Source organism: Sedimenticola selenatireducens DSM 17993 (genome assembly GCF_000428045.1).
Lineage (GTDB): Bacteria > Pseudomonadota > Gammaproteobacteria > Chromatiales > Chromatiaceae > Sedimenticola > Sedimenticola selenatireducens.
This window is the reverse complement of record NZ_ATZE01000021.1, coordinates 1-15285: the sequence shown is the minus strand read 5'-3', so window position 1 is coordinate 15285 and position 15285 is coordinate 1. Positions and strand designations below refer to the sequence as shown.

At 58.4% G+C, this 15285-nt stretch carries 10 protein-coding genes; 1 reads left to right on the top strand and 9 read right to left on the bottom strand.

Annotated features, from left to right (window positions below; all coding sequences use genetic code 11):
* Positions 1-2: 2 nt before the first annotated feature.
* The 7 genes from A3GO_RS0114860 to corA all read right to left on the bottom strand — a co-directional run bounded on the left by A3GO_RS0114860 (position 3) and on the right by corA (position 12807).
* Positions 3-1304: a hypothetical protein gene (locus A3GO_RS0114860; RefSeq protein WP_029134070.1), complete on the bottom strand. Its 1302-nt coding sequence runs from the start codon at positions 1302-1304 to the stop codon at positions 3-5.
* Between the two features lie 28 nt (positions 1305-1332).
* On the bottom strand, positions 1333-1788 hold the full coding sequence (locus tag A3GO_RS0114855) for a hypothetical protein (protein WP_029134069.1): 456 nt from the start codon (positions 1786-1788) through the stop codon (positions 1333-1335).
* Entirely contained in the window at positions 1785-2786 is a 1002-nt protein-coding gene (locus A3GO_RS24050) for a catalase family protein (RefSeq protein WP_051302399.1), read from the bottom strand. The genes A3GO_RS0114855 and A3GO_RS24050 overlap by 4 nt, the downstream gene beginning before the upstream one ends.
* Before the next feature lie 57 nt (positions 2787-2843).
* Positions 2844-5759, bottom strand: a complete 2916-nt coding sequence (locus A3GO_RS0114845) for a peroxidase family protein (protein ID WP_084610119.1) — start codon at positions 5757-5759, stop codon at positions 2844-2846.
* A 373-nt stretch (positions 5760-6132) separates the two neighbouring features.
* Entirely contained in the window at positions 6133-9843 is a 3711-nt protein-coding gene (locus tag A3GO_RS0114840; RefSeq protein WP_029134067.1) for a translocation/assembly module TamB domain-containing protein, read from the bottom strand.
* Positions 9840-11600 (bottom strand): autotransporter assembly complex protein TamA, encoded by a 1761-nt coding sequence (locus A3GO_RS0114835; RefSeq protein WP_051302397.1) that lies wholly within the window; start codon positions 11598-11600, stop codon positions 9840-9842. Before A3GO_RS0114835 ends, A3GO_RS0114840 begins: the two co-directional genes overlap by 4 nt.
* A 130-nt stretch (positions 11601-11730) precedes the next feature.
* Positions 11731-12807 (bottom strand): magnesium/cobalt transporter CorA, encoded by a 1077-nt coding sequence (gene corA / locus A3GO_RS0114830; protein ID WP_029134065.1) that lies wholly within the window; start codon positions 12805-12807, stop codon positions 11731-11733.
* Positions 12808-13153: 346 nt separating this feature from the next.
* Between corA and A3GO_RS0114825 the strand changes: the two genes are divergently transcribed.
* Complete coding sequence (locus A3GO_RS0114825; protein WP_029134064.1) at positions 13154-13789, top strand: MarC family protein; 636 nt, start codon at positions 13154-13156, stop codon at positions 13787-13789.
* 51 nt (positions 13790-13840) lie between these two features.
* Here A3GO_RS0114825 and A3GO_RS0114820 read toward each other — a convergent pair whose 3' ends face one another.
* Both A3GO_RS0114820 and A3GO_RS0114815 read right to left on the bottom strand, forming a co-directional pair.
* The gene (locus A3GO_RS0114820; protein WP_029134063.1) at positions 13841-14170 is read right to left on the bottom strand and encodes a DUF4156 domain-containing protein; all 330 of its coding nucleotides are present in this window, start codon (positions 14168-14170) and stop codon (positions 13841-13843) included.
* A gap of 73 nt (positions 14171-14243) precedes the next feature.
* Positions 14244-14711 (bottom strand): outer membrane lipoprotein, encoded by a 468-nt coding sequence (locus A3GO_RS0114815; RefSeq protein WP_029134062.1) that lies wholly within the window; start codon positions 14709-14711, stop codon positions 14244-14246.
* Positions 14712-15285: the final 574 nt, after the last annotated feature.

The following is a 15285-nucleotide window of genomic DNA, read 5'->3' as shown; positions in this document are numbered from 1 at the left end:
GGTCATGTCTGAATCTGTGCCAGCCACTGGCGAATCTCCTCATCGCTCTCCTGACGAACCTCCACGCCTTCCCGTATGCGACTGTTGCGGGCCAGGTCAAAGGCCGTCAGGCCGGGGTACGCCTTGTACCAGACCTGGGTCGGCAACGCCCGACGCTTCAGGAAATGCTTGAATTTCTGCTCCTGTTCCGCGCCATCCTTGATCAGCCAACGGGTTGAGGGGTAACCCGCGCCATTGCTGAATACCAGGTTCAGGCCCCAGGCGACCTTGTTGATAAAATCATCCATATAACTCTCCAGGCTGCCGTCGTAATTGCTGGCGAACAGCAGACGTCTGTTGTCATCCAGCATGACCCAGCGGGCGAAGTGGATCGTCTGCACCCGGGTCAGATAACCACGGTTGTAGACGTGCCGTGCCGCGTAATCGAGCAGCCAGAGAAAAAACCGAACCGCATGGCGTCGAAACGGCTGCGGCTTGACCTCGCCGAATGCGCTGAAGGGATTGGTGACATCGTGATCTTCCAGGGCGGCCAGCTGCCGCATATACTCCCGGGGCGGGCGATCGATCGACTCCGGATCGCTACGCTCCAATTGGCGCAGTCGCCAAACGAGGTAGGGCGACACCAGCAGAAACAGCGGTGACAGGAGCAACAGCAGCAGCGGTACTCCCAGCTTGTGCAGCAGGTTCTTCATCCACCAGTCTACCGGTGTCGGGGCGGCTGGCGTCAGGGTCAGTCTTGCGGCGTCCTTTTCCCGCTCCACAAAGGAGAGCAGCCGTTGGCGAATCGCACGCGGGTTATCACGCCCGATCTCCCGCACAATCCGCCGAAGCTCCCCGGACAACGCCTCGTGCAGTGCTGTCTCCTCACGAATCTGCAGGACGGTGCGGCCACGCCAGTTAATGTAGTTGGCGGCCGGTTCAGTATTGTGTGCCTGCATCCAGTTGACCAGACTGTCGCGCTCGTCGATGAAGGCGTCGCAGTGGCCGAAAATGTGCCTTAGTTGAGGCCCGGCCAGTACAGCCATCTCGGCGATAAAGGTGTCGGACGGTCCATCACAGTCACCCAGAAAAACCAGTCGCGGTGGTGCGGCCGGCAAGGTTGATACCTTATCTTCCGCCACCAGTGTCTGCAGGATCAAAAACCGGGCGACATGCAGGCGATCGAATCGGCCAAACGGAAACATTGTATTGTGCGGGTCTACCACGCCCGGCTCGCGGTTCATGGCCTCCAGCAGTGTCCGCAACGGATCCAGTCGATCCTCGGCAATGTTCGCAATAATCATGAAAGTGGATTGCGGCGTCATGCAGTGCGACCTGTCCGGGCAAGCTGATTTATGGTGTATCGTGCCGGGTTAAGGCAAAGTCCAGCACCCTGGTTTTTCCCCACCAGACCTTGCCCAGATAAACGCCGGGTTCAATCTCGCGGATTTCATCACGTATCACCTTGGCGAAAAATGAGGTTTTTGAATAATCGATCACAATGGTCTCTTTGCCGTCCATCCAGCTCTTGTCGCGGTACACCTTGGCAACCACAAAGGTCAGACTGAAGGGAGTGATCTTGTTAATCAGGACGCCTGACTGGTAGTCCGGGGGAAACAGGTCAAAGAGCTTGCCCTGCCAGGCAAAAGCCCGTGCAATGCCCGCCAGGGTTTTGGAGAACAGCGAGCCGGTGACAATCGCGGTGCCGCGGGTATCACCGGATGGGATTGTGCCGGCATCCGCGTTGCAATAGATGTCATCCAGCTCATCCCGTGACCTGTCCAGCCACTGCATTACCAGTTGGTTCATGGTGCCTCTTTTGTTCTTAGTTGGGATGCGCTGAAGTAGGTCTCCCGGCGCACCTCGTTCATCCGCCCCAGGGGTTGATGTTCGGGCAGGCTCTGCCAGGGGTTGAAACTGATCTTTTCACATGCCGCCAACGCCTCGGGGGTGTCAAATACCTGTGGCTGGATGGTGAGGGTGGCCACCGTATGGAAGGGAGAAACATCTTCTGCCCAGATCACCGACGCATCCTCGATCGGCATGTCGCCCGGGTGAGTTCTTTTTTGTATGCCGAATTCCAGACAGACCGGTGCCCGGTCCAGATGCGCCTTCATCGCGGAACTCAACTGATCCTTGCCGGGTTGCCCGGCCGGTGGCTCCGACGTACCGCTACAAGGGGTGACCGAGTATTTGACCGCCATGCTGTCATCTGTTCCGAGCCGGTACGGGGTGGTGCTCCAGTAACGAATGCTGAACGGACTGCTGTGCACGGCGCGGGCCTTGAACAGAATCCACAGGGACTTCAGATGCGAGTCAAACGGGTTGATAAAAAACCCCACCATTTTGTCTTCCTGGCGCGCCCGGATAAAGTCGAGGAAATCTTCCGGGGTGCCGACAAACAGAGCCGGATAGCTGTTGAGCAAAAAATCCTGGATGCCGCTTTCGCCCCAAAGCGTCTCTCCCTTGACGCCGAATATCTTGATAGAGAGGCCACGGATATCTTTTTCTGAATCATCCTGCTGGCTGGCGTTGGCGAAACGCAACCGCGCCCGGTAGCTTCCCGGTTGGGCAAACAGCCCCTGTCTGAATTCATTATTGATTGACTCGTGAACGCGAAATGTGGCGTCGAGACAGCCCAGGCTTTTTGCCTGATTAAAGCGGGGGATGACCCCATCGATCGGACTGGAGCGCATGATGGTCGCGATGCGCTGATTCATTTCGGCCACCAGCTGTTCGGTGTTGACGGGCTCATCCGCGGTTGCCGTCCCCGTCAGGATAGATCCCACCAGGGTCGCTACCAACATCAGTGGACGCTTTAATCGGCAGATGTTTGCTGTGTTCGTCCCTTTCACCCGTGCTCCCTATGGCTGGTTGGAAAATGCCGGATCTGTTTCCGCTCCCGGGCGTGGCTTCCATGAGATGTCGTAATAACTCCCCCGGTCCCGGGCCCAGGGATCAAAGGCGTTTTTCACATGCATCAGTTCATTCTTGATCTCGGGGATGTTGCGGATCAGCAACCGCTTCAGTGGCGACACAGCGACTTCGTGACCGTTTACCGCTTCCGGCTCGAGGCAGGCCTGACTACCGTCGGCCAACTTGCTGACCGGGTAAGGGCACTCCTGGACCGGGCCGTTATGCATGACCCAGTCGTAGCCCAGGCGCGAATAAAACTCGGGCCGGAAGCTGGAGGTAAAAAAACGGTCGCTGAACAGGCGGCGGGAGGCGTTGATAATGAAGATATGGAACTGGGTCTCGGAAATGGCGAAGCCGTGCGGACGGGTGTACTCCGCCATCCAGCCAACGATATTGTCCACGTCTTCGATATTGTCCACCACCGAGCCGTCCGGACGGCCATGGCAGTCGTTGATAAAGCTGCCATCCCCGTTAAGCTGAGCCGTGGAGATGATTTTGCTGGCGTCGCAGGCATGGGTGCCGTAAATCTCACGCAGGCGTTGCACGGTCTCCTGTTGATGCCGACGCCAGGGGTCGTTCTCATCCAGACGATGATCGACAAAGTCATCAAAACTGGTCAATGTTTTCAGCCCGATCTGACGCCGGAATTCGTTGAAGCGCGGCACGCCACGCTCACGATCGCGCAAAATATCCAGTGCGATAATATCGAGCTGTTTGCTCTCGGAATCCAGGTGTGGCATCGGCAGGTTTTGTAAAAACAGTGGCGAATTACGCAATTGCAGCAGGCCCAGTCGTTGCCGGCCCATGCTCAGGCCCCAGTTTTCCAGACCACGCTGATGCATCTGTGCGGTAGCCGCCTTGCGTACCGTCGCGGCGACAGGAATGTTGTGGGTGATCCTGTTGGGTTCGCTGGCATTGCGGAACTCGATCAGGTCAGGTACCAGTGCATGCAGTCGGTAAACCGACGGAAACTCTTCGGGAAAGTTGAACGGCGACCCGAAATGGTTGGTGCCGCCGTTGACATCCGTCTCCAGGTTGTTCAGATTCCATGCATCGTGCTTCCACCACAGACGGCCTTCAGGGCGGCTGTTGCCCAGGCCGAAAATGCCGGCCCCGGATGCAAATACCGAATAGGCGCCACCGGATGCCTTGGGGTTATCGGATTGCCCCAGCCACTGCGCCACTTTCGATGCGGTTCGGCTGAGGAAGTTTTCGTCCTTGCCGGTGATGCGCCGTAAGATTTGTGAGACCCGGCTCTCCTCCTGGTTGAACAGGCCGGACCAGTTTGAATTCATCGCTTTATTCAGAGGTTCGTTATAGAGCAGTTGAGTGGTCCATTCGATGGTGTGAATCTTTGCAATCTCGGCAGCTATCACCAATCGTGCTGCCTGAAACAGCCGCTCATCTTCAACGTCCTTGTAAGCAATGATCCGATCAGGCTGGTCCGGGTTACGCAGCCCCGAGTCGGCGTCCGGGGTTTGCTTCTGTAGCTCGCGGAAATGGTCGACAAAATAGTTGTGCTCGCGGGTAAACAGATTGTGATAGAAACTGAGCCCGATATTCCAGTTGTCCGGAAACGCCACCGACTCCTGCCCCAGCCACTGAGGTTGCACCGGGCAGTCAGCGCTGTAGACGGCGCAATCGGCCAGCAGGGGCAGATAGTTGTCCTGCATCAGCAGTTTCGCCTTATCGTTCGGGTCGCGCAGCACCCGCCGCAGCGACGCCTCGTCATAACCATAGATCTGCGAGGCGTCCCACCAGGCGGTGACATGGTTACCGGTCGTCCTGTAGGCACGTTTCAGGTATCGCTTTCCGGCAAACTCAAAGCTTTCGGGATCGGTTGTTTCGGCATACAGCGAAGGCTGGACGCGGTCGCCGGGGCGACACCCCAGGGCCTGGGCTTCGGCCGAATCACAGCCCGCGGAAACCAGTTGGTTTTCGTTGAGTCCCTCGACCGTATGCGAGAACCAGTCGTGGGTCATGAACTGAATCCAGAACGCCGCCAGCACATTGAAGAAGGGCGCTTTAAGGTAATCGCAATTGGAATCGGTGGAATAGTTGCTATCGCCCAACCCCTGGTTGCAACCGTTGCCCGATGTCTGTTCGCGGGTGAATAATTTGCGGCTGAGTAGTTGCGGGTCGGGTTTCATCAAGCCCAGACGTCCGGCGTGACGATTGCGCACCAAATCAGTTTTTTCCAGGCGAGGGAAGGTCTCTTCAAACTGGGCATTGCGTGCAAACGGCATCCCGGTCGCACCCATCAGTGGATTCGCCAGGTCGTTGCAAATGCCGTTTAAAGTACGGTGGGTAATCAGTGAGCCACTGCACAACTGCTTGCCGTCTCCGCCTACCGCCGTGTAGTTCGGATGATTCGGAGGCAGTCGCATTTCATCCCACACCGTGGTGGCGGCGCGTGTGGGATCGGTGACAAATCGCTGATAAGTGTCCTGGTCGAACAGATTGAACTTGATCAGTTCGATGCGCTGGTATTCCAGATCCATCAGGGCGCCATCGACGCCGCGTCCATCCGGATACAGATGCTCACCCAGGCGAGTGATCGCCTGGTCGCCCTGGTGTTTGCTCTGCTGATCGCCGCTGGCGTAATAATTCTGCCAGTCCACCCAGGGCGTATTGCGGTATTTTACGGCTTTTTCACCACCGCGGCAGCGCGCCGTGTCTTCTTCAACCTTGCCTAAAAATCGTTGAGTCGGGTCATCGGCTATCTCCAGCAAACCGGATGACGCCATTTTAATGCAGGCCTTGGCGTCACTGTCAGCCACCACCACCGGGCTCAAGAGAGAGAGACCACACAACAACGAACAGGTGATGGGGTTTGGTTTTCTGTATGACCGCCGCTTCTTCATGAGTCCCCCTATATCCCTTTAGGGATTGGTACGATCCCGGGTCACTTTAAATCCAAGCCCAACATGTTTTTTGTTTATTGACTAATATCTTAGTTTATCGTGACTATTATCATAGTATAGATAAATCACGACATCGCACGTCGTGCGAATTTTCGACACCCTGGGGCAAGATGACTAACCGCTGTGGCCAATTGCGCAATGAGCGATATTCTCATCGCGCTGAAGTGGAGCGGGTTCAATATGTGTGGCGGCGAGACCAACAGAGCACCTGCGAGGAGCGGGATTGGCTTCAGGAAAAACCAAGCCACATTAACCGCGTACAGCGGTGCCCGCAGCCGATACGCATGTTGGTCAGCGGTCTGAAACTGTCCGGTTAACGCTCGACATCATAAATCAGGTCCATGCTCTGACTACTGCCGGACTGTACTTCCAGGCGCAATTTCTCGCTCAATCGATAGCGTGTGATCAGTGCGCCGCGGTTATCAAACAGTCCGACGGCATAACTGACATAGAGATCGGGTGAAAGGTATTTGCCCAGTAACAGGGCGGTCTCTTCCAGGGAGCCGCCTTCTTCCAGACGCACTTCATCCACCCCCAGGCCGGTGGCCAACCGGTCGAGAATCTCCTGGCTCTTTTCCAGCCCCTTTGCGGCAACGGCCTGGCGCAGCATGGTGGCACCGCCCGGTCCCTCCGTATCCAGCGATTGCCCGGTGACCAGGTAGGCGAGGGCCTCCTCTTCGGGCAGGGTCGGGTCGCTGGAGACCTCAACCTGAGGCGCGCGCAGGTTCCCACTGAGATTCAGGATGGCCGTCACCGACTGATCCTTGGAGAGCCGGGTTGCCTTGATATCCAGGGTCGGGTTTTGTGGCGATCCATTGAATATCAGGCGCCCCTGTTCAATGGTCAGATTCTGACCATAGGCGCGGTAGCGCCCCTCTCTCAGGACCAGTTGCCCCTGGGCCAGGGTTCGGCCTTCCCGGCTGTTGACGGCGACATCGCCTTGCAGCCGGGTTTCGAGCCCGAAGCCGCTGAACCGCACCTGTTCGCCTACCTGAACGGCGACTTGTGCATTGATCGCCAGTGGGGGTGATGGCGGCTGGGATTCGGTCTTACCGACAATGACTTCATCCTCGCTCACGCTTACGGCGCTTTTGGGCAGTTCGTGCAACTCTATATCGGCCCGGGGCAGTTTCAGCTCACCCTCGATGCCCAGTTGTTGCTTGCGCAGGGTGATATTCATGTCGGGCGAGGCGTAGGCCACGGCCTCCGGCAGACGCACCACCTGAACGTCCTTGCCCTGCAGTTTCAGCGCCAGCGGCCACGCCTGTTCGGCGTCGAGTTGCAAGTCGCCCTGCAACCGGAGTGTGCCGCCGCCGGAGGTCAACTGGCCTTCCAGGGTCAGTTTCTCTTTGCCCTGGTTGCGGGCCGAGAGCGCTATGTTTTCCAGGGCCAGTCCGAGCTGGGGCACGTTGGCGGCGCCCTGGTCGAGCCGGATAAAACCGTCAATCTCCGGCTGCTGGAGATCGCCGGCGACGTTTGCCTCCGCCGCCAGGTTGCCCCGGATATCACTCAGGCCCGGCAACAGCAGGCCCAGGGGTTGCAGGTCGGGGATATCCGCCTTGAGTGTGCCGTTTACGGCAACGGGTCCTTTGGCGGAGAAGGCGGCGGTACGTGCCTGGGCGGTAATGCTGCCTTCGCCAGCCATCAGCTTGAACGCCGCCTGGTTGCCCTGCGGGGTCATCTGCAGATTCAGCATCCCGTCCTGCAACGCCAGGCGCAGTGGTTGCTCCTCTGTTGCTTCCAGCAACAGGCTGCCCCGGGGCAGGGTCAGCTGCGCCTCGCCCGTCAATGCTTCGATAGGACCGGCCAGTTGTAGCTTGCCGTCGAAGCTTCCCTCGACCCTTATCTCCTCGGGGAGCCAGGGCAGCAGGCGTGCCAGGGGGATGGCGGTGAGGCTGGCATCGAGGCGGTTGCTGGTCGGGGTCCAGGCACCATTGGCGCACAGGCGGGCGCTCTGCTGCACCAGGCAGGTTGCCTCCAGGCTGAACTGGTCGCCGCCAACCAGCACCGCCGCCGGTCCCTCCGTGCGCCAGGTTCCTAACTGCGCGTGCTCGATGTTCAGTCGTTCCAGTTGTCCGCTCCAGAGCGGCGCGCTCCAACCCCCCTGCACGGCCGTGGTCAGCTGCAGGTCGCTGGCAGCCAGCGACAATTGGGCCTTGTGTGCCTCCGGAGTGCCGCTAATGGCCAGTGACAGCTTGCGCCCCTGCCAGTCACCGCTCTGCAGTCCCTTGGCGGTCAGTTCACCTTTGGCCTCACCCTTCGCCCAGATGAGATCAGCTGCCAACTGGTCGATCCGCTGCCCGGCATAACGCAGACCGCCGCCCTTCAGGCGGGCGCTGATTTCAGGATTGTCCCGCACCCCGCCCAAGCGGCCATCGGCCTCGATGTTTCCCTGCAGTGCCGGCCAGAACGCCGCCAGGTCCGGGGCCTTCAAGGCATATTGAAGATCCAGCCGGTCACCCAGCATGCCGTGCAGGTCGAGCCGGTTGGGGCCGCTCTGCAGCTGCAGGGTCTCCAGGTTGAGCCCGGTCGGATCATAGCGTCCGCGCCCCGTGGCGCTGATGGGCTGCTGCTGCAGGGTGCCGCTCAACTGCTGGAGATCGGCCGCCAGCCAGAGACCCTGTTCGCTTATCCCGCCCAGCAGGGCCGCCTGCAGGGCCAGCTTGCCCGGCCACTCCGGCCACTGTGTCGAGGGGTCCAGTGACTCACCTTGGATGACCAGATTCCAGTCAATAGCCGGTGCCCAGGTCAAGTCGCCAGTGGTACGGATTTTGCCATTCAACAGTTCGCTATCGAGGGTTATGTCGGACAGACCGCCGGCACTTACCAGGCCCTGCAGATGGGCCTGTATATCCGGCACGTCGGCGTGCGGGAAGGTCAGGCTGGCTTGACTCTCCAGGCGTGGCTGTTGGGCCGGCCCCTTGAGTCGGAATGTACCGGCGGGGCTCTCGCTGGTGGGGTCGCTCAGCAGTGGCCAGCGGGCATGGGACCACTCGCCGCTCAGATCCAGTTGCGGCTCGTCCGTATCAAAGCTGACGGCGCCTCGGATCTGCAGCTCCAGCGGTTCTGATCGGTCACTGATCTCCCGGACGCTCAGTGACAGATCATCCAACCGGCTGGTGGAGAGACGGGTGTCCAGTCGGGTATTGACCGGGGGCGTTTCGGTGTCGGGGAAAAGCAGTTGAGCCTCGCTGCTCAGATGTAACCCCTCCAGCGGTCCGCGCAGACGGTAGTGACCGCCGGCACTTTGCACCACGGCCGCCTGTGGCGGCCACGCCAGCGGCTGCCACTCGCCGTTGATATCGACCACCGGGCTCGCACCGGACAGATCTATGTGGCCCTGTGTGCTGATCCTGAACGGGGTTTTGGTAGCATGCTCGATGCTCAGTCTGTTCAGGTCTCCGCCGATCTGCCCGGCACCACTGGCCGCTCCGATTTCCGGGAGTTCTCCTTGCCAGCGGATGGTCATCTGTAGTGGGTAGTGCCCGGTCAGCTCCAGGTGACCCTCACCCTCGGCCTGGTAGGTGTCGTAGTTAATCTGGAAGTGGGTGATCTCTATCGTCGCATCCTGTGTTCCGGCGCCGAGGGTGACACGGCTGATCGACTGAATGTCGTCTCCTTGCTGTATCCGGATATCATCCAGTTCAAGCTGGTCCAGGCGCAGCGCCAGCGGCAGGCTGGGCGGGGCCGTGGACTCGGTCGTTTCGGACGGGCCGATGGCGGTATAGTGAACGCCCCCTGCCTGCAACCGCTGGATATGCAGCAGACCGCTGATCAGGGCGGCCGGTTTCCAGTCCAGATGCAGCGTCTGAATGGTTAAATGTTGCTGCTCGTCCCGGTACTCCAGCGCTTCCAGGTCCACTCCCGCCAGCAGGGAGCCGCGGAACGTACCGATGCGAAGCTTCTCACCCAGAACCCAGCGAAGCAGCTGCTGGCTGCCCTGTTCCGTGCCCAGCAGCCAGGCACCGCTGCCCAGGGCGCCAACCAGTGTCAGTAATATTATGGTTAGAAGAGGGCGCTTCAAAGATCCGGTCCCATGGAGAAGTGAATGCGGAAGCTGTCCTGGCTCCGGTCATTGGGTATGGCCAGGTCCAGCCGGATAGGGCCGACCGGTGAACGCCAGCGTAGCCCGACACCGGCGGACCGCTTCAATCCGTCATTCCAGCCGTCAAAGGCGTTGCCGGCATCTACGAACAGGGCCGCTGACCAGGCGCCTTGGATCGGGTATTCATACTCGAGGCTGGAGCTGAGCAGGTAGCGGCCCCCCACCACCGTACCGTCGGTGTCTTGCGGACCCAGGGACTGGTATCCGTAGCCGCGCACGCTCTGATCACCACCTGCAAAGAATCGGTAGGAAGCCGGTAGTTCGGTAAATGTAGATGCGAAAGTTACTCCCGTGTCGGCGCGCAGCAGCAGGCGCCCCTTGCCCAATGGCTGAATCCATTTTCCGGCCGCCAGCAGTTGTACGAAACTGGCATCCGAGAACAGGCTCTCGTGGGCGCCGCGCAGTTCAAGATTGAGTCGTGACCCCTGGCGCGGCTGCATGCGGTGGTCTGCCGTCGTGCGTGCCCAGCTGACGCCGGGAACCAGCAGTGTGGCGGAAGTGTCCTCGTCACCGATCAGGGAGTCTTCCGAGACCCAGTCGATATAGCGGGTCTCGTTCCAGCCACCGCGCATGCCCAGGGTGCGCAGGCCGATGGTGGCGGTGTCGCTGGTCGTGGTGTCGGTGTCGAGCTCGCGATAACCGGTGCGAATACTGAGTTGGTCGATATGCGGCTCCTGCATGGGAATCAGGTATTCAATACCAAGGGAGCTGTCGACGCTGGAGAGCGTGAGCTTGGATTGCAGGCGGTGACCGAAGCGATTGATCCGTCTTCTGTCGTAGGCCAGGCTGAGGCGCGGGCCGGTGTCCGTGGCGGCGCCGATCCCGATCCGGTAGGCAGTGCGTTTGATCGGCTCCAGCGCCACCTGTACGTTGATTTTGCCGTCGATCGCCCCCTCGTAGTCGGGTTTTACCGACACCCGTTCAAAAAAGCCGCTGTCGGCCAATGCCCGGTGCAGTGAAGAAATGGCCCCCGAATCATAGGGGTCGCCCGCCTTGATTTTCAGGTAACGCTCCAGCAGTTCCGGTTCGTAGGTCTGTTGATCCAGTTCCAGCGTGCCGATCCGGTAACGGGGACCGGACCGGTAGTGCAACAGGATGGATGCCTGGTTGGCGGCGGGTTCAACCCGCAGCTCCCGGCGCAGGAAGCGTCCATCGAAATAGCCGCGTTCTGCCGCCAGGCTTTCGATTTCCCCCTTCAGCGTTTCGTAGTGCCCGTGGTGCACCTGACTGCCGGGGCGTACCGGGGTCGCCTTGAGCAGTTTGATAAAAGCGGGATCATCTTGTGCATCACCCTCGATCCGGATGGTGACCTGATTCAGGCGAGTCGGCTCACCCGGATCGATGTTAAAGCTCGCCTGCCAGCAGGGTTGTTTGAATTGCAGGTTCTTTTCCAGTTTTATCCGGTAATACCCCAGGGCCCTTGCCGCCCTGTCCAGCTCCTCATCGGCACGCCGAAACAGCCTCTTTATCCGCCATTCCGGGGCACTGCATGGCTCTGTGGTCAAAGAGAGGCCAGCCCGCAGGTTCTCCTGCAGATCGCCGCTGACGCCGGTAAGATCGATTGACGGTTCTGCTGCTCCTGCCACCGAGTTGCCCAGGGTCAGCCAAAGCAGGGAGCGCGGCAGAATTCGCCATTGACGGCTACTGGCAAGCAGCATGATTCGAAAGGGGTTCATCGGACCAATTATATCCCATGGGATAGACTCGTTACCCCACAATCGGGCAGGATAAGTAGAGATTACATGGTGGGCGAGTAATATAAACTTAGCGCGGATCGGTCGAGAGCCGGTTCAAACTGATTCAGTTTCAGAACCAGTCCTTGCGCTTAAACAGATAGAGCAGACCGGCCCCAACCGCAACCATGACTCCCCAGATCAAGGGATATCCGTAATACCAGTTGAGCTCGGGCATGGCCCAGGGACTGTCGGATTTGTTACCGAAGTTCATTCCATAGACTCCGGCGATGAAGGTGAGTGGAATAAAGATTGTGGCGATTACGGTAAGTACCCGCATGGTTTCATTCAACCGGTTGCTGACACTGGAGAGATAGAGATCCAGCAGGCCCGTGGTCATATCCCGGTAGGTTTCCAGCAGGTCCATGATCTGTATGGTGTGGTCGTAACAGTCACGAAAATAGAGCCGGATCTCCTCCTGAATAGGGTACTCTTCGTTGCGCATCAGATTGTTCAACACTTCACGCTGTGGCCAGAGCATACGACGCAGCAACAGGGCGTCCCGTTTCAGTTCATGTAGTCGCCGCAGTGTCTCCCTGGTGGGTGCTGCCAGCAGTTGCCCCTCCAACTCCTCCAGTTCGGCACCGAAGCGTTCCAGTACGGGAAAGGATTGATCGATTACCAGATCCACCAGCGCATAAAGCAGATAGTCGGGGCCCTTTGTTCGCAAACGGCCGGTATGCTTGCGCAACCGTTTACGCACCGGTTCAAACGGATCGTGGGCTCCACCGTGAAAGCTGAAAATGACATGGTCGCCTAGAAACAGGCTGACCTGTTCCGTCTCCGCATAGCCATCCTCCATAAGTGGATGACTCAGGATAATAAACAGTTGCTCGTCATAGAGTTCGGTTTTCGGGCGCTGACCGGAATTGACAATGTCTTCAAGGGCCAGCTCATGGAGTCCAAAGATTGTTCCCAGTTCCATCAGGGCGTCCGGGTCTGCATCCCCCTGCATATGTATCCAGGTGGTTGTGGGACGATCGAGGGCAGCGCGACAGGCCTCGGGGGGTGTGTCCTGGGTCTCCTGTAATTCCGTGTCGGAATAATCGATCAGTGTGATGTGTGGGGGTGTCGGGTATGGTTTGTCCGAAATCCGCAGGGTGCCGGGGCGGGTGCCGGGAGGGTGATAGCGTTTGGTAAAGAAACTCATGGTCTATCGACCGCCATGGTATCGTTTGAAGCGGGCGCCATGCGGACAGGCAAATGTTTTGCCGTTTCTATTGTATTGGCCATATGTTGAGCGAGACACAAACTATCTGGCATAACGTTTTCCGATCTCATCAGTTCCGGGAGCCTTCTGCTATCATCGCAGAGCCGATGCGTAGAGGTAAAGCTTGTCCATCACCAGATGGTTGTCGGTATCCACCTGGCGAGGAGATGCCTCATTGTGTGCCGCCTCCAGGGTGGTGGGTTATAGTCACCAAAACCCTTGGTAACGCCGGCTTGTTGGGCGTACCCCATCGTCGGATCACTACTGGACTAACAATCGGTAACTCATGGAACACTGGACAGAATACACGCGCTTTATTACATCTCTGGTGGTCATTATGGATCCTTTCATGGCGATCCCGATTTTCCTCACCATGACCAAAGGCTATACCCCTCGGGATCGCGCACGGGTCGTGCGGATCGCCGTTTTCACCGTGGCCGCCACACTGATTGTATCGGCGTTGAGCGGTGAAGGGTTGCTGGCATTCATGGGAACCAGTCTGGGATCGTTCCGTGTCGGTGGTGGTATTGTGCTGTTTATCATGGCGCTGGCGATGTTGCAGGCGCGGGTCGACCCGGTACGCACCACACCTCATGAGGAGGAGATTGCCTCAGGTCTTACGTCCATTGCCGTGGTGCCCCTGGCCATACCCCTGTTGGCCGGGCCAGGCGCCATGAGTACGGTGGTTATCGGCATGCAGCGTTCAACCGCGCCCTACCATGAGATAATGATTGTGCTCAGTATTCTGCTGGTTGCTGTGGTGCTCTGGCTGGTGCTGAGTCTGGCGGTGCCTATCGGGAAGCGGCTGGGCGATATCGGGCTGAATATCCTCAATCGTATTTTTGGCCTCATCCTCGCGGCCATAGCGGTTGAGGTAATCAGTAACGGAATCAAACAGCTGTTTCCAATCCTGGTCAGCTGAATAACCGGGTGCGTCCGGGCTGAAAATCCGGCGCGGGTTTATCCGCGTTGGCTAGCGGGATACACCGATACATCGGTAGACGGCAAAGCGCTGCTGTCCGTCACTCACCTCGGAGATCGGTACTACCGTGTCTCCGCCAATTTTTGCGGCGCTGTTGCGTGCCAGTATGCGCAACTCATCCTCCACTTTTTGCCGGCTCCTGTCGATGCCGGCAATCTTGTCCACCAGGGAGACGGTGGTGTTGCCGAGTTCCTTGCAAGTAGCAACCTCATCGGCATCCAGTACCCGCACTTTCTCGCCTTCCGGGGTGGTTTTTACCCAGGCGCATCCGCTGGATAACAGGATGCCCGCAAGCGTGCAGAGTGAGATTGTTTTTTTCATTGTATTCCCTCGATGATGACAGGTTTGGTAAATGTTCCAGCTTTTTGCAATTATCTGGTTGATTGTAGACCAATCAATAGGCGACCCGGGTGACGCCGCCCTGTTTCAGCAGGCGGATTCTGTCGCCGGCATGAAAATAGCGGTCGTTCTCGACTTCCTGGACAACCGACAGGATTTCCCCCGATTCCATGCGAATGGTGATCTCCTGGCCCTGCTTGGTGGTCAGGTTTTTCTCCGCAGCCTGGCCGGCCAGGCCGCCGGCGACGGCACCGACTACCGTGGCGATGCTGCGACCCTTGCCGCCACCCACGGTACTGCCGGCGATGCCGCCAATAACGGCCCCGGAGCCGGTACCCACAATACCGTCGGTTCTGCCTTCGATCACAACCGGGGTGACGGATTCCACCGTTCCGTACTTGACCGTCTGCACTCTGCGTGCTTCGTCGCGAGTATAGGTGGTCCCCGTCAAGCCGCTGGTGGTACAGCCGACCAGTGCAACCGTCATTGCCAGCGCAATCAATAGATTGAGCGATATTTTCATCTGTGTTCCCCCGTGAATGTGATGGAACCGGTTGAGCGCCTGTTAGTGCAATTCTGTACCGAACAGGACGCAAACCGCCCTTTTGGAATCATATCCTATATTACTACTGACCATGGATAGCTCCAGAAGATCATAAGGGTGGTGTGAATCGGTGCGATTATTTGTAATCACTCTCCCATCAGCCACAGTACAACGTAGGGTGGGTTAGGCGCGTTGTTTGCGCCGTAACCCGCCAAGCTTGCCGTCAGGCACACCTTAAACAAACGGGTTGTGTTGCTGCGCAACGCCTGGTGGTGGGTTACGCAAAAAACGCTAACCCAAATATGGTCTCCTCCCCATTTGCAAGGCATTAGATCTCGATGGCAGGGACAAGTTGCTACCATATATCCGGCCTGTTATCGAAGCGACTCTTGGCTTCTGGCCTTGATGAGCATGCGCACATACCGTCCTTATCACCCTATCGTTCTCGTAAACTGTGGGCACGCCAGGTTTTCGGTATGCCGGTCTGACCTGTGTTGTCATCGAGGGTCTCTTGCCTTCGCAACTCTGGGTAGGTTTGTCATCTCCTCCGGTT